The organism is Microbulbifer aggregans, assembly GCF_001750105.1.
Classification (GTDB): Bacteria; Pseudomonadota; Gammaproteobacteria; order Pseudomonadales; family Cellvibrionaceae; genus Microbulbifer; species Microbulbifer aggregans.
In genome coordinates this window covers 2,882,287-2,900,952 of the sequence record NZ_CP014143.1, presented here as the reverse complement: position 1 = coordinate 2,900,952, position 18,666 = coordinate 2,882,287, and the positions used below count along the sequence as shown (strand labels likewise).

The 18,666-nt window shown below is 58.8% G+C and carries 20 protein-coding genes; 17 read left to right on the top strand and 3 right to left on the bottom strand.

What is annotated here, in order from left to right; all coding sequences use genetic code 11:
* The first annotated feature begins 40 nt into the window (after positions 1 to 40).
* Genes AUP74_RS12640 through hypE form a run of 11 tightly spaced genes read left to right on the top strand, consistent with a single transcriptional unit; the run spans position 41 to position 10,037 of the window.
* On the top strand, positions 41 to 1,162 hold the full coding sequence (locus AUP74_RS12640; protein ID WP_069947888.1) for a 4Fe-4S dicluster domain-containing protein: 1,122 nt from the start codon (positions 41 to 43) through the stop codon (positions 1,160 to 1,162).
* Positions 1,159 to 1,641 carry a cyclic nucleotide-binding domain-containing protein gene (locus AUP74_RS12635; protein ID WP_069947887.1) on the top strand — a complete coding sequence of 161 codons (483 nt, stop codon included), beginning with the start codon at positions 1,159 to 1,161 and terminating at the stop codon, positions 1,639 to 1,641. The genes AUP74_RS12640 and AUP74_RS12635 overlap by 4 nt, the downstream gene beginning before the upstream one ends.
* Positions 1,638 to 2,459: an FAD/NAD(P)-binding protein gene (locus AUP74_RS12630; protein WP_069947886.1), complete on the top strand. Its 822-nt coding sequence runs from the start codon at positions 1,638 to 1,640 to the stop codon at positions 2,457 to 2,459. The genes AUP74_RS12635 and AUP74_RS12630 overlap by 4 nt, the downstream gene beginning before the upstream one ends.
* Before the next feature lie 25 nt (positions 2,460 to 2,484).
* Positions 2,485 to 3,291: an NADH-quinone oxidoreductase subunit B family protein gene (locus AUP74_RS12625; protein ID WP_069947885.1), complete on the top strand. Its 807-nt coding sequence runs from the start codon at positions 2,485 to 2,487 to the stop codon at positions 3,289 to 3,291.
* Positions 3,278 to 4,606, top strand: coding sequence for a Ni/Fe hydrogenase subunit alpha (locus AUP74_RS12620; RefSeq protein WP_069947884.1), 1,329 nt, complete (start codon positions 3,278 to 3,280; stop codon positions 4,604 to 4,606). Before AUP74_RS12625 ends, AUP74_RS12620 begins: the two co-directional genes overlap by 14 nt.
* Entirely contained in the window at positions 4,603 to 5,088 is a 486-nt protein-coding gene (locus tag AUP74_RS12615) for a hydrogenase maturation protease (RefSeq protein ID WP_069947883.1), read from the top strand. Before AUP74_RS12620 ends, AUP74_RS12615 begins: the two co-directional genes overlap by 4 nt.
* Entirely contained in the window at positions 5,070 to 5,348 is a 279-nt protein-coding gene (locus AUP74_RS12610; protein ID WP_069947882.1) for a hydrogenase maturation nickel metallochaperone HypA, read from the top strand. The genes AUP74_RS12615 and AUP74_RS12610 overlap by 19 nt, the downstream gene beginning before the upstream one ends.
* Entirely contained in the window at positions 5,332 to 7,662 is a 2,331-nt protein-coding gene (gene hypF / locus AUP74_RS12605) for a carbamoyltransferase HypF (RefSeq protein WP_069947881.1), read from the top strand. Before AUP74_RS12610 ends, hypF begins: the two co-directional genes overlap by 17 nt.
* On the top strand, positions 7,653 to 7,907 hold the full coding sequence (locus AUP74_RS12600) for a HypC/HybG/HupF family hydrogenase formation chaperone (protein ID WP_069947880.1): 255 nt from the start codon (positions 7,653 to 7,655) through the stop codon (positions 7,905 to 7,907). The genes hypF and AUP74_RS12600 overlap by 10 nt, the downstream gene beginning before the upstream one ends.
* Positions 7,904 to 9,007 (top strand): hydrogenase formation protein HypD, encoded by a 1,104-nt coding sequence (hypD, locus tag AUP74_RS12595; protein WP_069947879.1) that lies wholly within the window; start codon positions 7,904 to 7,906, stop codon positions 9,005 to 9,007. Before AUP74_RS12600 ends, hypD begins: the two co-directional genes overlap by 4 nt.
* Positions 8,997 to 10,037, top strand: a complete 1,041-nt coding sequence (hypE, locus tag AUP74_RS12590; protein ID WP_069947878.1) for a hydrogenase expression/formation protein HypE — start codon at positions 8,997 to 8,999, stop codon at positions 10,035 to 10,037. The genes hypD and hypE overlap by 11 nt, the downstream gene beginning before the upstream one ends.
* Before the next feature lie 33 nt (positions 10,038 to 10,070).
* Here hypE and AUP74_RS12585 read toward each other — a convergent pair whose 3' ends face one another.
* A complete protein-coding gene (locus AUP74_RS12585) occupies positions 10,071 to 10,391 on the bottom strand; it encodes a DUF202 domain-containing protein (protein WP_069947877.1) in 321 nt (106 codons plus the stop codon).
* Between the two features lie 253 nt (positions 10,392 to 10,644).
* On the opposite strand from AUP74_RS12585, the gene ycaC reads away from it, so the two are divergent.
* The 4 genes from ycaC (at position 10,645) to AUP74_RS12570 (ending at position 14,871) form a co-directional block, all read left to right on the top strand.
* Positions 10,645 to 11,274: an isochorismate family cysteine hydrolase YcaC gene (gene ycaC / locus AUP74_RS12580; RefSeq protein ID WP_226999788.1), complete on the top strand. Its 630-nt coding sequence runs from the start codon at positions 10,645 to 10,647 to the stop codon at positions 11,272 to 11,274.
* 96 nt (positions 11,275 to 11,370) lie between these two features.
* The gene (locus AUP74_RS12575; RefSeq protein WP_069947875.1) at positions 11,371 to 13,140 is read left to right on the top strand and encodes an amidohydrolase; all 1,770 of its coding nucleotides are present in this window, start codon (positions 11,371 to 11,373) and stop codon (positions 13,138 to 13,140) included.
* Positions 13,115 to 13,183, top strand: a complete 69-nt coding sequence (locus AUP74_RS17565; RefSeq protein ID WP_418287630.1) for a hypothetical protein — start codon at positions 13,115 to 13,117, stop codon at positions 13,181 to 13,183. The genes AUP74_RS12575 and AUP74_RS17565 overlap by 26 nt, the downstream gene beginning before the upstream one ends.
* Positions 13,184 to 13,533: 350 nt before the next feature.
* Positions 13,534 to 14,871 (top strand): alginate export family protein, encoded by a 1,338-nt coding sequence (locus tag AUP74_RS12570; RefSeq protein WP_226999787.1) that lies wholly within the window; start codon positions 13,534 to 13,536, stop codon positions 14,869 to 14,871.
* Between the two features lie 24 nt (positions 14,872 to 14,895).
* On the opposite strand, the gene AUP74_RS12565 is transcribed toward AUP74_RS12570, so the two are convergent.
* Positions 14,896 to 15,450: a SixA phosphatase family protein gene (locus AUP74_RS12565; RefSeq protein WP_226999786.1), complete on the bottom strand. Its 555-nt coding sequence runs from the start codon at positions 15,448 to 15,450 to the stop codon at positions 14,896 to 14,898.
* Positions 15,451 to 15,506: 56 nt separating this feature from the next.
* Positions 15,507 to 15,638: a hypothetical protein gene (locus AUP74_RS17510; protein ID WP_257785515.1), complete on the bottom strand. Its 132-nt coding sequence runs from the start codon at positions 15,636 to 15,638 to the stop codon at positions 15,507 to 15,509.
* Between the two features lie 547 nt (positions 15,639 to 16,185).
* Here AUP74_RS17510 and trhP point away from each other — a divergent pair.
* Both trhP and AUP74_RS12550 read left to right on the top strand, forming a co-directional pair.
* Complete coding sequence (gene trhP, locus AUP74_RS12555) at positions 16,186 to 17,508, top strand: prephenate-dependent tRNA uridine(34) hydroxylase TrhP (RefSeq protein WP_069947871.1); 1,323 nt, start codon at positions 16,186 to 16,188, stop codon at positions 17,506 to 17,508.
* Between the two features lie 141 nt (positions 17,509 to 17,649).
* On the top strand, positions 17,650 to 18,663 hold the full coding sequence (locus tag AUP74_RS12550; protein ID WP_069947870.1) for a zinc-dependent alcohol dehydrogenase family protein: 1,014 nt from the start codon (positions 17,650 to 17,652) through the stop codon (positions 18,661 to 18,663).
* Positions 18,664 to 18,666 lie beyond the last annotated feature (3 nt).

Below are 18,666 nucleotides of genomic sequence, written 5' to 3'. Positions count from 1 at the left end.
ATTCTTTACGCGCAGGATTCAGCCAGGGGGTGCCACCAAGGTGTACAACTTTGTACTGCAGGCAGACGATCTCGACACACTGATTCAGGTGGTCCGCGATGAGGGCTATCAGGTCGTGGGCCCAGTCCCTCGCGAAGGCGCGATCGTCTACGGACAAGTCAATAGCGCAAGCGAACTCCCGCGGGGCTGGACCGACGAACAGGAGAAGGGGCACTACCGCACGAGGCGCCGCAACGACAGCGCCTTCTTCGGCTTTGCCGTAGGACCTCACTCCTGGAAACAATACCTGCAACTGCCCGACAGGCAGGTGTGGCGTGCACGGCGTACCGATAACGGGATCCAGGTGACAGAAATCGTGGATGAAGCGCCAGCTGTTGCATTTCTGGGCGTGCGCAGTTGCGAACTGCATGCCATGGCCATACAGGACCGCGTTTTTATCGATGACCACTATCGCAACGACAGTTACGTCAATCGGCGGGCCAATGTTTTCACCATCGCGGTCAACTGCACCTCAGCGGCCGCGACCTGCTTCTGCTCCTCGATGGAAACCGGACCTGCGGTGACGCTAAGCAGCGATCTGGCCATGACCGAAGTCATTGACGGGCAAGACCACTATTTTCTTATTGGCAGTGACTCCTACCGGGGTAGTCAGATTCTTGGCAAGCTTCCGGTTGTGCCAGCTAATGCCAGGCAGCTGGAGTTGGCCGAGCAAGCCATCCAGAAAACGGTAGAGACGCTGGAGGCCGGACCGCGCAGTTTTGACAGCAGCGACCTGAAAGAGCTGCTCTATCGCAACCTCGAAAGCCCCGCCTGGGACGAAGTCGCAGAGCGCTGCCTGTCGTGCGCCAATTGCACCCTGGTTTGCCCTACATGCTTCTGCTCCACGGTAGAAGACCGCACGGACCTCGAAGGTCAGCAGGCTGAACGGCGGGAGCGCTGGGATTCATGCTTTACTGGCGACTTCAGCTACATCAGTGGCGGCGCGGTGAGGCCGGATACCCGTTCCCGCTACCGTCAGTGGATGAGTCACAAACTGGCCACATGGCACGACCAGTTCGATTCGTCCGGCTGTGTCGGGTGCGGGCGCTGTATTGCCTGGTGCCCGGTCGGTATCGACCTGACAGAACAGGTTGCCCGTATCAGAGAGCTGGAAGCCGAGTGAAAACGATCGCCGAACGCTTGCAGGAACATGGTTTCTTCCAGGGGCTGCCCAGGGAGCAGCAGAACTTTATTGCCGGGTGCGGGGAGAACAGTGTCTTTCAGTCTGGTGATTACCTCGCACGGGAGGGCGAGCCTGCCGACTACTTCTTCCTCATTCGCAGTGGTCGCGTCGCGGTGGAAACCTTTGTGCCAAACCATGGCGCGCTTTGTCTGCAGACACTGGAAGGCGGAGATATCTTTGGGTGGTCATGGTTATTCCCCCCGTATGAGTGGACATTCGACGCCAGGGCACAGGACACCGTCCATGCAATCCGACTGAATGGCAAGTGCCTGCGGGAAAAATGCGAGGCGGAGCCTGCGCTGGGCTTCGAGCTGCTGAAGCGTTTTGCCCGTATCACCACTGCGCGACTCAAGGAGGCTCGGATACAGTTGCTGGATCTGTACGGAGACAGGCCACCGGCAAACCCGGGGGCAACGTGATCCCTCGCATCTATCGTATCGAACGACGGACGGAGGAATATCCAGGGGCTTTCACCGTCCATCTCGCCCCCAACGGGGAAGATGTCGTAAGCCACGACTTTAGCCCTGGCCAATTCAACATGCTCTACGCCTTTGGCGCCGGCGAGGTAGCGATCTCGATGAGCGGCCAGGCGTTGCCGGGTCGCAGCCATACCGTACATACCATCCGTACCCGCGGGATGGTCACCTCGGCCCTCGCAAGGCTGCGTGAGGGTGAAGAGATCGGGGTGAGGGGCCCGTTTGGAAGTGGCTGGCCCCTGGCCGAAGCGGCCAACAAGGAGCTTCTCGTGATTGCCGGCGGTCTGGGTCTCGCGCCACTACGTCCGGTCATCTACCACCTGCTGAACCAGAGCAAGCCGCGGCCTATCCCCAGATTCCGGCTCTTTTACGGTGCCCGGCGACCGGAAGAGATGCTGTATCGATCAGAGCTTGAAGCCTGGAACCGAGAGATGGAAGTGCAGCTGAGCGTGGATCACGCAGACCCATCCTGGCACGGCAATATCGGCGTGATTACCAAACCCGTGAGCAGTGCAGATTTCGATCCCAAAGGCTGCGTTGCATTCCTTTGCGGGCCCGAGGCGATGATGCGATTTTCTATCCAGGTCCTCATGGAGAGAGGGGTTTCGCCCGCTGACATCTACATTTCCATGGAGCGCAACATGAAGTGCGGTACCGGGCTGTGCGGCCACTGCCAGTGGGGCCCGAATTTCATTTGCAAGAACGGGCCGGTCTTCCGCTACTCCGATGTGCGGAACTGGCTAGGGATCCGCGCACTCTAGTCGAGCGGCGCCAGGGGAGCGCGATATGGATAAGGCAAAGCTGGCGGTATGGAAGTTCGCATCCTGCGATGGCTGCCAGTTGAGCCTGCTCGACTGCGAGGATGAACTCCTGCAGCTGGCCGACACCGTAGACATTGCCTACTTCAAAGAGGCTTCCAGCCGGGAAGCAGAGGGTCCCTACGACCTGTCGCTGGTGGAGGGCTCCATCACCACCGCTGCAGACCGGGACCGGATCCGCGAGGTGCGCAGGCAGTCGCGGAACCTAATCACCATTGGCGCCTGTGCCACAGCGGGTGGCATTCAGGCACTGCGTAATTTCGCCGATGTGGAGGAATTCACCGCAGTCGTCTATGCCGAGCCGCAATACATCGCCACACTGGGAACCTCCACGCCGATCAGTGCCCACGTGTCGGTGGACTTCGAGCTGCAGGGTTGCCCAATCAACAAGCGCCAACTACTGGAAGTCATCAGCGCCTTCCTGCATCGGCGCCCGCCACAGATCCCATCCCACTCTGTCTGTATCGAATGCAAATTACGCGGCAATGTCTGTGTTTGGGTCGCACACGGTACACCCTGCATGGGCCCCGTGACTCATGCAGGCTGCGGGGCAATCTGCCCGACATACAATCGCGGCTGCTACGGTTGCTACGGCCCGAAGGAGAACCCCAACACTGGCTCACTATCCCATTGGTGGCAGCGAGAGCTTGGGGCAGAAGAAGCCACAGTGGTAGAGAACCTGCGCAACTTCAATGCGGGAGCACCGGCTTTTGAACGGGAGAGCCGACGCTGGACAGACAGGCAAAGCCGTGAGGGCGGCCATGACAAAGAGTAAAAAGAGTAAAACGATCAAGGTCGACTACCTGGCCCGAGTGGAGGGGGAGGGCGCCCTCTATATTCGCTATGACGACAGTGGCGTACAGGATGTCCAGCTCAAGATTTTCGAGCCACCACGATTCTTCGAGGCATTTCTTCGTGGCCGCGATTACATGGAGGCACCGGATATCACCGCCCGGATCTGCGGTATTTGCCCGGTGGCTTACCAGATGAGCGCTCTGCATGCGATGGAAGATGCGCTGGGCCTGACACCGACCCCGGAACTGCGCGCACTGAGGCGCCTGATCTACTGTGGCGAGTGGATAGAGAGCCATGTCCTGCACATTTACATGCTGCATGCTCCAGATTTTCTGGGGTATGACAGTGCGGTAGACATGGCTCGAGATCACCCCCGCGTCGTCCAGGAAGGGTTGCAGATCAAGAAGACAGGCAATGCCATTGTCAATCTACTGGGTGGACGTGAAGTTCACCCCATCAATGTCCGCGTCGGCGGCTTTTATCGCATCCCCACCCTGGAGGAGCTGCACAAGCTTGGCGAGGAACTGCTGACCGCCAGGGGCCTGGCAGAGCAGATGGTACGCTGGGCTGCCTCACTGCCGTTTCCCAAATTCGAGCGGTCGGACGGCGACAAATACGAGTTCGTAGCCCTGACACACCCCGGCGAATACCCGATGAACGAGGGGCGAATCACCTCCACCTGCGGACTGGATATATCCGCCCGGGAATATGACCGGCACTTCCGGGAGGAGCATGTTCCTCACACCAACGCGTTACACAGTCTGCTTCGTGAGCGCGGGCCATATATGGTCGGCCCCATGGCGCGCTACAACCTGAACGCGGAACACCTCTCTGCGACCGCCAAAAAAGTCGCGAGGGAGGTTGGATTCCCCACGTTTTGCAACAACCCCTTCCAGAGCATTGTGGTCCGCAGCATCGAGGTATTACACGCGTTTGATGAGGCGATCGAGATCATCAACCAGTACCGGGCGCCGCAAGCCCCATACATGCCCTCAACAGCACAAGCCGGCACCGGGTATGCAGCGACGGAAGCGCCCAGAGGGCTGCTCTATCACCGCTACAGCCTCGATGAAGATGGCAAGATCACCGATGCCAAGATCGTACCCCCCACTTCGCAGAATCAGAAAACCATCGAGGACGATTTACGCATTATGCTGCCTAAATATCTGCACCTGCCTGAAGACAAGCTACAGGCACAGTGCGAGCAGGCCATCCGTAACTACGATCCCTGCATTTCCTGCGCCACACATTTCCTCAAAATCCACCTGGATCGAAACGGGCGGGACAATCCGTGACAGCCTGGACCATCATCAGTCTCGGCAATCGCTTCCGCGGCGATGACGCCGCCGGGCCCTACGTCCTCGACTGCCTGAAATGCGCTGCGGGAAAGCAGCTGGCCTGTATCGAGAATGGTGGCGATATGCCTCAGTTGCTGGAGGACTGGAAGCACCGCCGGGTAATCCTGATTGATGCACTGATGGACGATTGCCGTCCAGCTGGGACACTGCTGCGCTTCGATGGGCTGCGGCAGGCAATCCCCGCAAGCCTATGCCAGACCTCCAGCCATGGCCTCAACCTCGGTGAAGCCATCGAACTCGGGCGGATTCTCGACGCCTTGCCGCGGCAACTCACCGTCTATGCTATATGCGGCGCCGACTTCGGCACCGGCACACCGCTATCCCCATCTGTGCGAGCAACGGCAGATACCATCGCGCAGGAAGTACTGACACGATATGTAATGGAAGAGGGCGGCCCTCAATGCACGAACAATCCCTGATCAATGACCTGGTGGCAAAAATCCAGGAACTGGCTGCCGCCGAGAACGGCAGGTTGACGATGGCGAAACTGCGACTGGGCGCACTGGCCCATATCTCGCCAGAACACTTGCGCGAGCATTTTGATCATGCCACCGCCGGCACCAGCCTGCAGGGACTGCGCCTCGAGATCCGGGAGCTCCCCGATATCAACCATCCTTTCGCCCAGGACATCATTCTGGAGAGCCTGGAATTCGACAACGACAATGACAGTGAAGGCTGAACGCTGGGCTATCGATATCAATGGCGTCGTGCAGGGTGTGGGCTTCCGGCCTTTCATCCTGCGGCTTGCACAGCACTACGATCTGACAGGCTGGGTTGCCAACAATAGCCAGGGAGTGCACATAGAGGCCCAGGGCCCAGCCGATTCCCTCCGGGAGTTCCTGGACGGAATCCGCAGGGAAAAGCCACCACATGCTGAAATCCTGGAGCTACAGGTGCAGCGCATTGCATGCCATATGGAAGAAGCGTTCAGCATACGCACAAGTAAACAAGGCGGACTCAGGAGCGCCACGCTCCTGCCGGACCTTGCGCCCTGCGATGCCTGCCTGAGCGAAATGTTTGACCCGGCAAATCATCGCTTTCACTACCCGTTCACCAACTGCACTAACTGCGGCCCACGATTCAGCATTGTCGAGAGCCTGCCCTATGACCGGGCCAACACCAGCATGAACTCGTTCCCCATGTGCCCACAATGCAAGGGGGAATACCGTGACAGTGCCAATCGCCGCTTCCATGCCGAGCCCAATGCCTGCCCGACCTGCGGCCCGCAGCTCCAACTTCTGGACAATCAAGGACAGACACTGGCGACGACTGAAGATGGAATCCGCCTCGCGGCTTCCGCGCTGTGTCGGGGTGACATTGTGGCCCTCAAGAGTGTCGGGGGCTTCCAACTACTGGTCGATGCGACCAACACAAAAGCAGTGCGCCGCCTGCGCCGGCGTAAACAGCGTCCCGCCAAGCCATTCGCGCTGCTTTACCCGGATATCGAATCACTGCGCGCTGATTGCCATATTTCAACTCAGGAAGAGGCTCTGCTTTGCAGCCAGGCGCGTCCGATTGTGCTCCTCCGCAGCAAGAAAAAGTCTCTCTCTGGAATCAGCCCGCAAGTGGCTCCGGAAAACCCCAACTTGGGCGCCATGCTGCCCTGTTCGGGCCTGCACCACCTGCTGATGTCTGAATTCAAAAGGCCAGTTGTCGCCACCAGCGGCAACCTGGCCGGCGAACCCATCTGCACAGAGAATGCCGAGGCCATCGAGCGGCTTGGTGGCATTGCCGATCTCTTCCTGGTCCATGATCGGACCATTGTCAGGCCCATCGACGATTCCGTCGCACGAATTATTGGCGGGCAACCGCAGTTATTGCGCCGTGCACGGGGGTATGCGCCTTTGCCAATCGAGCTTCCAGGCCCCGGGGGGGCACAAGGCGCCGGAGATTTACTGGCGGTCGGCGCCAATCTGAAAAACACGGTCGCGATTTGCCGCGGCAGCACGGTTTATTGCAGCCAGCATATCGGCGATCTCGACGAGCGGAGATCCAGCGCAGTATTCGAGCAGACCATCGGCGACCTCACGCGTTTTTACGACCTGCAGATTGAAAGCGTGCTCTGCGACTTACACCCCACCTACGCCTCTTCTCGCTGGGCTGCTGCAGAATCGCGCCCCTACAGGCCAGTGCAGCACCATGTCGCCCATTTTTTTTCCGCCATGGCCGAACACAAGCACCATGGCAGCGCCCTCGGCATTTGCTGGGATGGCACCGGCTATGGGCAGGATGGCGTGATTCGCGGAGGTGAGTTCCTGCTCTGGAATGGTGGCGACCAGGTCCGGCATTTTGCGAGCCTTGCGCCTTTCCCGCTCCCCGGTGGCGATACGGCAATCCGGCAACCGCGGCGATCTGCGGCCGGGCTCCTGCACACTGCATTTGGCACCGCAGCTTTCACACGGTCGACACTGCGGGCACTCTTCAAACCAGAGGAGATCCGTATCATCGCGCGAATGCTCGATCGCAATCTCAACAGTCCGCTGTGTACCAGCGTCGGCCGGCTGTTCGATGCTGTTGCTGCGCTGCTAGGCCTCGCAGGCCAAACGACGTTCGAGGGCCAGGCGGCCATGGCTGTCGAGTTTGCTGCTCAACGATCACGCCGCCTTGAGCATTATCCCTTCGAGTGTATCGAGAATAACGGTGAATGGACCCTGGGCTGGCAACCAATGCTGGCAGCAATGCTCGAAGAGCAGGCAGCGGGCGCCGAAGTGGAAGACATTGCCTCGGCTTTCCAGAATACGCTGGTGGAAATGGTCGTGGCACTTGCCGTCAAAGCCAGTCATGAGCAGATCTTCCTCTCTGGCGGTGTATTTCAGAATCGCGTGCTGACGGAAGCTACAGCGTCGGCGCTCACAGGCCGGGGCTTTGATGTGCACACCCATCGCCTCGTACCACCTAATGATGGCGGCATTGCCCTCGGCCAGATTTACTACGGACGCACGGTGGGTGCCACTGCCAGGCCAGCAGAGGAGGGCAGCACCCAATGTGCCTAGGTGTTCCCGGTCGAATCGAGGAAATCCTCAATAACTCACCACTGCAGCGCAGTGCGCGAGTTAGTTTTGGCGGCATCGTCCGTGAGATCAATCTCGCCTACGTACCCGATGCCCAGACAGGTGACTATGTCATCGTTCATGTCGGCGTGGCGATCAGCGTGGTGCGGGAAAATGAGGCGCAGAAGATCTTTCATGAACTCGAACAGCTGGTGGAGCCGATCACCAGCCGGGGGAACGCAGAGTGAAGTACCTGCACGAGTATCGCCAGCGGGATGCCATCGAAAAGCTGGCGGGAGAGATCCATAAAATTACCAGGGGGCACTGGCGGATCATGGAGGTCTGTGGCGGTCAGACTCACGCCATCGTCAAGTTTGGCCTGAATCAACTCCTGCCAGACAACATTGAACTGATTCACGGCCCTGGATGCCCGGTTTGCGTGACTTCACTGGAAATAATCGAGCAGGCGCTGGCCATCGCCTCGCGCCCTGAAGTCATCTTCTGTTCGTTTGGCGATATGCTGCGGGTGCCCGGTACCAGCAGGGACCTGCTGTCGGTAAAGGCTTCCGGGGGAGATGTCCGCACGCTTTATTCCCCATTGCACGCGCTGACGATTGCAGAGCAAAACCCGGACAGGGAAGTGGTGCTATTTGCGATCGGCTTTGAGACCACGGCCCCGGCACATGCCCTTGCGGTGCAGCTCGCGCATGAGCGCGGTATCAAGAATTTTTCCCTGCTGGTCTCGCATTTCCTGGTGCCTCCGGCCATTGAGTCAATTTGCGCCTCCGAGGAATCCCGCGTGCAGGGCTTCCTGGCGGCGGGGCATGTGTGCGCCATTACCGGCTACGAGCATTACCAGGCCCTCGCCGCTCGATACCGCATTCCGATTGTGGTCACCGGGTTTGAGCCTCTGGACATTCTCGAGGGCATTCTGATGTGTGTCCGCCAGCTTGAAGCGGGCTGCCATCGCGTCGAAAACCAATATACCCGTGCGGTTTCCCAAACGGGCAACGCGACCGCCCGCGCTGCGCTCGAAGCGGTCTTTGAAGTCAGCCCGCAGTGCTGGCGCGGGGTAGGTGACATCGCCGATAGCGGCCTCCGATTGCGGCCCGAATTCGAACGTTTTGACGCCGGCGCAAGATTCCCACTGGAGGCCTCTCCCGGGCGGGATTGCTCGGGCTGCATCAGCGGCGCCATTATGCAGGGACGGAAAAAGCCGGAGCATTGCCCGCACTTCGGCAAACGGTGCCGGCCTGAACACCCCCTGGGGGCGCCGATGGTCTCTTCCGAAGGCGCCTGCGCAGCCTATTTCCGCTACTGCAAACGGAGCGTGGCCAATGAACACTGATTGTCCCCTACCTATTGCCACGGATGAGGCCATCCGCTTGGGCCACGGCAGCGGCGGCGAGCTCACCCAACAACTGCTACGAGAGTTTGTCTTCCCGCATATCGACAACCCCTGGCTTCGTCAGGGCCATGACAGTGCCGTCCTCGCCATCGGCAACAGCAAGATTGTCTTTACCACCGACTCTTTTGTGGTGACGCCGCTATTTTTCCCCGGCGGTGACATTGGCGAACTGGCCGTCTATGGCACAGTCAATGATCTCGCCATGAGCGGCGCAAAGCCGCTATATCTCAGCTGCAGCCTGATCCTGGAGGAAGGGCTAAACATGGAGACGCTAAAGCGGGTTATGGATTCCATGGGGCGCGCCGCAAAATCAACCGGGGTCCAGCTGGTTACCGGCGATACCAAGGTCGTCGAGCGAGGGAAGGGCGACGGGCTCTACATCAATACTGCGGGGATCGGTGTCATTGAGCACCCCGTTCAAGTCTCACCGCAAATCATAGGGGAGGGCGATGCCATCCTGCTCTCGGGAGATCTGGGCCGGCACGGCATCGCAATTATGGCGACGCGCGAGGGACTGGAGTTTGAGATGCCTCTGGCTTCAGACTGTGCTCCATTACACACCGCGGTACAGGATTTATTGCGCCATGGCCTCGAGGTCCATTGCCTCAGAGATCTTACCCGTGGAGGACTTGCCACCGCGCTGGCTGAGCTCGCTGAATCGTCAGGCAAAGACTTGCTCATACAGGAAGCGCAAATCCCCGTCTGCGAATCAGTGGAGGGTGCCTGTGAATTACTGGGCCTCGACCCGCTCTATGTTGCCAATGAGGGGCGCTTCATTGCCATAGTACCGCCGGAACAAGCCGAACTTGCCCTGGCAGCATTACAGGCCAGCCCCGTATCCACTGGCAGCACGATCATTGGGAGGGTCGGAGGGAGGAGTGCCCGGCCGACGGTTATCCTGGAAACTGCACTGGGCTGCGAGCGCATACTCGATCGCCTTGCCGGCGAACAATTGCCCAGAATATGTTGATCGGCTAGCCACAGATAACGCCACTCCGGGATATCAGGCCAGATGCTTTCCAAAAAGCAGAATCAGGGCAAACAAGCCAAATAGAAGCCCCACTAGTAACAGATCAACAGGGTTTGCCTTATCCAACAGGCCGGCATCGCGATCAATCCGCCTTCGCTGCCGCTCCATACGGACATAAGAAAGAAGCACAACCAGCCCGCCGGTCAGGAGTAAAGCCACCTCGGACCAGATCGAAGGCGGTTCATTACCCATCCGGCCAACGACCAGTCCAAAACCGATCACCGCAACCGCCGTCCGCACCCAGGCCAGAAAGGTTCGCTCATTGGCAGCATGTTCTGTGAAATGGGTGGACATCAATGTCTCCAGAGCTCGATTGGCTCACGAGGAGAGTCTAGGTCACCGGTAGCAGTGGAGCTGCTCAAGCGCCACGCCCGGATATGCAAATGCACAATTTAACATAATCTATATTATGCGAACTATGTACTGGTTATGGGGAATGTCAATGTAAGCCCAATGCACACGCATTAGCCCCAATCGCCCCAGCTTAAGCCGTCTGCCAGCTTGTTATCACCTAGGCTTCCTATAACTGGTTAACCGTTAGGATACGATGATGAACAAACCCTACGTAAAACTCGACAAGGATAACGTCGCCGTCTTACTGGTTGACCACCAGGCCGGCCTGATGTCGCTGGTTCGCGACATTGAGCCCGACATGTTCAAGAACAACGTGTTGGCACTGGCAGACCTGGCTGAATACTTCAAACTGCCCACCATTCTGACCACCAGTTTCGAGGAAGGCCCCAACGGTCCGCTGGTGCCGGAACTGAAGGAAAAATTTCCTGATGCGCCTTTTATCGCACGCCCGGGCCAGATTAACGCCTGGGACAACGAGGACTTCGTCAAAGCGATTAAAGACACCGGCAAAAAGCAGCTGCTGATTGCCGGCATTGTCACGGAAGTCTGCGTAGCCTTTCCAGCGCTGTCGGCCATTGAGGAAGGTTTTGAGGTGTTCGTCGTGACTGATGCCTCTGGCACCTTTAACGAGATGACGCGTCACTCGGCCTGGAATCGAATGTCAGAAGCTGGCGCACAGCTAATGACCTGGTTTGGGGTCGCCTGTGAGCTCCATCGCGACTGGCGCAATGACGTGGAGGGTCTGGCTGCGCTGTTCAGCAACCATATCCCAGACTACCGAAACCTCATCACCAGCTACACCCAGCTAACGTCCGGGAAATAACGAGCTGCGCTACGCCGCGGACCGCCGTCTCGGCGCCGCTAGTTGAGATCACCACCGAGTTCGGGGTGTTTTGTTTTCGACGAGGAGATATCAGCCATGAAGGCCCTGCTCCGACTTCTTCTTGCCCTCGGCATGAGCTGTGCGATCCCTGCCCTGGCGGCGCCTGACCTCATTGTCACCAACGCCAAAGTGACCAGCTTTAGTGGCGGCGAAGATCTGACGGCCTTCGCCGTAGAAGACGGCGTTTTCACTGCGGTAAGCAAAGATGCAGAGAGCCTGCTGGCAGACAAAGACAAGAACACCAAAGTGATCGATGCCGGGGGACGGCGCGTGATCCCCGGCCTTAACGATTCCCACCTGCACGTAGTGCGCGGTGGGCGCTTTTATAACAATGAAACCCGCTGGGAAGGTATAGACAGCCTGGAGGAAGCCCTGGCGCTCATTCGCGAACAGGCCAAGCGCACCCCTGAAGGACAATGGGTACGCGTCGTCGGTGGATGGACGCCATACCAGTTCAAGGAAAAGCGCATGCCCACGGTAGAGGAGCTCAACGAGGTCGCACCGGACACCCCCGTTTTCGTGCTGTTTCTCTACTCCGGCGGCCTACTGAACAATGCCGGCATGCAGGCGCTCGGCATAGACCGTGACAGTGTGGCACCCAAGGGCAGCCGGTACGAGCGGGACGCCGATGGCAACCCGACCGGACGCCTGATTGCCGACCCCAACCCGATGATTCTGTATCGGACCATCGGCGCCCTCCCCCCATTGAGCCCGGCAGAACAGTACAACTCGTCGATCCAATTCTATCGACACCTGTTGAGCCTGGGCGAAACCAGCGCCGTAGACGCAGGGGGTGGCGGCCACCAGTTTCCCGAGGACTATCAGGCATCCACCAAACTCGCGGCGGAGGGTGAATTACCGATGCGCGTCTCCGCCTTCCTCTTCCCACAGAAACCCGGCGAAGAACTCAGTCAGTTCAAGGTGTGGATGGCGGATTACCACCACGATCAAAATCTGGACAGCGAGCGGAAGAACGGTTATGTGATCGAAGGCGGTGGCGAGTTGCTGGTATGGTCCGCATCGGATTACGAGAACTTCACCTCCAACAGGCCCGACCTGAAAGCGCAGGCGGAGGAGGAACTGGAACAGGTGGTGCGGCTGCACCTAAAGAACGGCTGGCCCTTCCGGATTCATGCCACTTACAACGAATCCATCGGGCGCATGCTCGATGTCCTGGAGACGGTCAACAAAACGCAGCCTATCAACAAGGTGCGCTGGGCTTTCGACCACGCGGAAACCGTATCAGACCAAAACCTGGAGCGCATCAAGGCCCTGGGCGGTGGCATATCAGTACAGGCACGCATGGCGTTTGCCGGTGAATACTTCATCGACCGCTACGGTAAAGAGGCCGCTAGACGCGCGCCCCCGATGCGCAAGATGCTTGAACTGGGTATCCCTGTCGGCCTCGGCACTGACGGCACTCGCGTTGCCAGCTTCAACCCCTGGGTGACTTACTACTGGGCGGTATCCGGGCGCACCGTTGGCGGCACCGAGCTGTACGGCCCCGAAAATCGCCTCGACCGCAGGACCGCACTCAAGCTGTTTACTCAGGGTTCTGCGTGGTTTTCCGGAGAGGAAGACAGCAAGGGAGATATTGCCCCCGGCATGGTGGCGGACTTCGCTATTCTTGACCGCGATATCTTCACCGTGGATGAGCGCGAACTCCTCGACACCAGCGCTGAACTTACAGCCGTCAACGGCGAGATTGAATATGCCTCCGATGCCTACCTAGAGTATCGGAAACCACCCTTACCCGCGCTGCCGGACTGGTCTCCGGTCAATCTCAATCCTGCAGCGAAACGTTAATGTTTGCGCCACCTGCCAGCACTTACGAAAGATGCAGCTGTGACGCGCCCCCTTGTAGCGGGTGGTGGCAGGAGGCCTGGGCACACAACCACACCGCCCTTTCCTTTCCAGCAATGAAGCCAGGAGCCATGTCTGGGGTGCAAGCTGTGGACCGAGACGGCGCTTGCTACCTCTCCGCGTTCGACTCTCCTGATGGCGAAGACTGTAAGATCTGAACTGCCCGATGGGGAGGCCCTGCAACGAGGCAGAATATGTAGAGCTGGTGCTTCAGAGGCGCAAGTCACCTCCCCGCCCGACACCACAGCCTATAGGTGCAGCCTGATTCAGGCAGGCATACGCCCGCGGTGGAAAACCGCTCTCGGTTTCATGCCAGTCTTTTTGAGTGGATTCGCATTGGCGGAAATTGGCGAGCCGCCCCCCATCAAGAAGCTGCGCTTTGACGAGGATTACTCCTACCTGCGCGGGATACCGTGGCCACGTCAATGGCCGGACTGCTGGAAGTACATCCCGCTGGGAAACAGTCCCGACAGCTACCTGACCCTGGGCGGAGAGATCCGACAACGTTACGAGTACACCAACAATCCAACCTTCGGTCAGAGCCCACAGGACTCCCATGGAGTCTGGCTCCAGCGCTACTCACTGTTTGGTGATCTGCACTGGAATCGCCACTTGCGCTTCTTCGGCCAGCTTACCAGTGCCCTGGAGACTGGCCGCGCCGCAGGCCCCAGTCCGGTCGACGAAGACGAACTGGAATGGCAAAACGCCTTCTTCGACCTGAGCTCCAATGATTGGAGCGGCGGAACAGCAACTGCACGCATAGGCCGCCAGGAGATTGTTTTCGGTTCCGGCCGAATTGTTGACGTTCGCGAGGGCCCGAATGTCCGGCGGACATTTGATGGAGGACGGGGATTCTTAATCACGCCCAACTGGCGGGTCGATGTGGTGGCTGCACGGCCCAGAGAAGACAGGCGTGGAGTCTTTGATGACAAAACCAATGACACCCAGGCACTCTGGGGCATCTACAGCGCAATGCAGAACCCGCTGCCCTATCCAGGAAACCTGGACCTCTATTACCTCGGCTACGAGAATGAGAACTCGACCTATGTGCAGGGAACCGCCCATGAGGACCGACATTCCCTTGGTGCGCGTTACTGGGGAGAGCAAGACAACTGGGACTGGAACTGGGAGGCCCTGTACCAATTTGGTCATTTCGGTAGCGGCAAGATCAGGGCCTGGACCTTGGCGACAGAAACCGCCTATCAATGGCCTGATGCGCGCTGGCAACCCACGCTAAAACTCAGCGTCAATATAGCGAGCGGCGACAACGACCCCGAAAACAGCGACCTGGGCACATTCAACCCAATCTACCCCCGCGGCAACTACTTCTCCGAGGCGGCAGTTTTCGGCCCCCGCAACTTTTACAACTTCCATACCTTTCTCTACCTGCAGCCCACGGAGCCATTGGCCCTGACCGTGGACTTGAACTTCTTCTGGCGTCTGGAAAAAGAAGATGGGCTTTACAGCCCGAGCGGGCAGATTGTGCGGAGCCCCGACGACAGCGACGCCCACTTTGCCGCAACAGCGCTTTCGCTAACGGCTGAATACACGCTATGCCGTGGACTGGTATTCACAGCGATACACACCTTTGGCATGCCCGAAAGGTTCCTCCGTGAAACTGGCCCTTCGGAAGACCTCAATTTTACCGAACTGACGCTACAGTATCGGTTTTAGACCGACTGCGCAGCGGGCTGCGATTCATTGATGCAGTTTCGGGTAGTCAAAGAGTGCGACGCTGCCGCAGCATTCAGCCAATTGGCGCCAGTGGGCAATCCCCAGGCGAATATGCAGGACTGCGGCGGTGGGAAACTTGGTTAGCCTTTCGCGTGTCAGGTAGTAACCAAGATCCTCGAGCCCCGGATTGTGCCCCACCAGCATCAGGTGGTGCCAGCGGTCATTCTGCTGCAACAACTGTTGTAGCAGCGATTGGCAGCCTGCCGCGTAAAGCTCCGGTACCACCCGCACCTCACCGGAATTGAGTTGCAGCGTGCGAGCTACGGCTTCAGCGGTACTGAGCGCCCGGACGGCATTGCTGGTCAACAGCAGGTCCGGAACGAGGCCAAAATCCCGCACTCTTTGAGCCATGGCCGGTAGGTCCCTTGCGCCACGTCTGCTGAGCGGGCGGTCGAAATCATCCAGAGCGGGATTATCCCAGCTAGATTTTGCGTGTCGAATCAACGTGAGTTTTTTCACGGTCGTACTCGTTCCGTATCCGAGCCCTGCGTACCGCCGCCCGAATAAATCCGCAGGCATCCCGCGAAACAGGGAAAGCCACGCATTGAGCGCGTAACTTTACCCTCCTCGAGCCATCACAACTCGTCGATATCCATCTGGCCTTCCAGCCCCTGAACCCGCCGAATCAGCGACGGCTTCACGATACGGTGTAAGCAGTGATCCCGCACAATCGCAGTCAGGCCCTTGGTCGTGTGTAGCGTAGCCATGTATGCCCTGACCCAGCTGCGCGCATCCGCTTCTGAACGGAAGTCTGCGCAAACGAGCCGCCACAAGAACTGATCCAGACTGATTGAGACCCGCTTAGAGTCTGCATTTCTTCCGTCAATAATGATTGATGCCACGCCGGCCTCGCATAACTATTTATGTAACGACCACATAACAATTTATGTCACCCATGGAAGGTCGCACACCACACTGAAAACATAACTATTTATGGCTCATCTCACCATAAATAGTTATGTGCGAACCTCATAATTATTTATGTCCGGCGCGCAGGATACAAGTGCTATCGATGGCAGGAGCTGGCAGCCCGCACGACGCACATAAATAATTATGAGCGCACCCAGGTCGGTCTTTCTCGGGGCAGTCGGCCGCCCGGAAGGAACCCGTGCGAATCCAGACCAGAGCATGTCCCCACAGTAAACCCGCAACGACCAGGCAACTCCGCCTTGCCCTTGATTTGGATCAAGCTGAGAGAGCCGATGGTGCGGAAAATGTCGCGCCTGCCAGTACAGACTAAATGTGGTAACTCCCATGAGCACAGAGCTTCTCTCCCCCGCCGGCACCCTCAAGAGCATGCGCTACGCCTTCGCTTACGGCGCAGACGCGGTCTATGCGGGCCAGCCACGTTACAGCCTGCGAGTCCGCAACAATGAATTCAACAAGCTGGATAATCTGGCGGCCGCGATCGAGGAGGCTCAAAGTCAGGGAAAGCTGTTTTACCTGGCCAGCAACATCGCACCCCACAATGACAAAGTGCGCAGCTATCTCCGCGACCTGGAACCCATTATCGAAATGAGGCCGGATGCCCTGATCATGTCAGATCCAGGGCTGATCATGCTGGTGCGCGAGCGCTGGCCAGAGCAGGAGGTGCATCTTTCGGTACAGGCAAACGCCGTGAACTGGGCCTCTGTGCGTTTCTGGGCGCGCCAGGGCATCAGCCGGGTGATCCTCTCCCGCGAACTCTCGATCGATGAAATCGAGGAGATTCGCCAGCAGTGCCCGGAAGTGGAGCTGGAAGTCTTTGTGCATGGCGCACTGTGTATCGCCTACTCCGGCCGCTGCCTGCTATCTGGCTACATGACCCATCGCGACTCCAATCAAGGGGCGTGTACAAACTCCTGCCGCTGGGAGTACAACGCCCACGCGGCACGTGAGAACGAAGTCGGCGACCTGATTGCTGTTGAGCCATCTGCCCGGGTTTTCGATCCGGTTAACGCAGGTATTGAGCCGGTGCTGCTGCAGGAGCGCAGTCGGCCCGGGGAATACATGCCCGCTTATGAGGACGAACACGGCACCTACATCATGAACTCCAAGGATCTGCGCGCGGTGCAGCATGTCGCCAGGCTTGTGCAGATGGGCATCCACTCCCTCAAGATCGAGGGACGTACAAAGAGCCATTACTATGTGGCGCGTACTGCTCAGGTATACCGCCGGGCCATCGACGACGCGCTCGCCGGGCGCAACTTTGACATGGGTCTGATGACAGAGCTGGAGCACCTGGCCAATCGCGGCTACACGGAGGGCTTCTACCGACGACACCTTCCCAGCGAATTCCAGAACTACGAACAGGGAAGCTCCACCAATACTGCCCAGCAGTTCGTCGCCGAAGTGCGCGAATCTGACGAGAGCTGGCTGACCCTTGACGTAAAGAACTACTTCGAGCGTGGCGACACCCTGGACCTGATCACCCCTCAGGGCAATCAGCGCCTCAGCTTGCAGGTGCTGGAAGATACCCATGGTCGCTCTATTGAGACCGCCCCGGGCTCGGGCCACGTGGTTCGAATCCCCAAGCCGGAGGGTGTGCAGCTGTCTGCCGACGGCGGCTACGCAATGGTAATGCGCCACCTGAAATAGACGCGACCGAGGCCCCATTTGGCGGACACATCCAGATTGCGCCAACCCAACTATCGCACACAGCAAGCAACTCTCACGCGGCAGGCATCTAGACTTCAGGTTCGAAGTGATCGTCCTGCCCGACCAATGAGAGCTGCCCAGATGAAAGGATATGTTGTCCGCACGCCCGGAGGCCTCGACCAACTCGTAATAAAGGACATTCCGGATCCGGGCAAGCCCGCCCCGGGCCAGATCCGCGTTGCCATTCACGCAACATCGCTGAACTTTCACGATCTACTGGTCGCCACCGGCCAGATACCTGCCGATGACGGGCGAGTCTTGATGTCAGATGGCGCCGGCGTGGTAGAGGCCGTTGGTGACGGGGTGACAGAGTTTGCCGCCGGGGATCATGTGGTTTCCTGCTTCTTTCCCCAGTGGTCCGATGGACTCCCCTCCCCCGCGGTCCATGACTTTAGCGGAACTCCGGGCGATGGCATTGACGGCTTCGCCATTACTCACGCCGTGCGGGATGCGGCAGCCTTCACCCATGCGCCACAGGACTGGAGCCATACGGAGTCCGCCACCATCACCACCGCCGGACTGACCGCCTGGCGGGCACTGATTGTTGACGGTGCAATGAAGGCCGGCGACACCGTTCTCACCCTGGGCACTGGCGGGGTCTCCATCGCAGCCATTCAGATTGCGAAGGCGATGGGCGCCTCAGTGATCGCAACCTCCTCTTCAGACGAGAAGCTTGAACGGGTGAAAAGCCTCGGCGCCGACCATACGATCAACTACCGACAGGAAGAAAACTGGGGAGAAAAAGTACTGGAACTGACGGATGGGCGCGGCGCCGACCACGTCGTGGAAGTTGGCGGCCCAGGCACGCTGGCCCAGTCCATCAACGCCGTTCGCGTAGGCGGGCATATTGCCCTGATTGGCGTCCTGACCGGTATGGCCGGCGACGTCCCCACTGCCACCCTGATGGCAAAGCAGGCTCGATTGCAGGGCCTTATCGTCGGCAGTCGTCGCAACCAGCAGGACTACATCACGGCCCTCAACCAGACGGGCATCCGGCCGATTGTGGACCGAACCTTCGGATTCGAGCAGCTGCCAGACGCCTTCCGTTTTGAGGAGAGCGGCGGGCACTTCGGGAAAATCTGCGTCGAGTGGTAAACG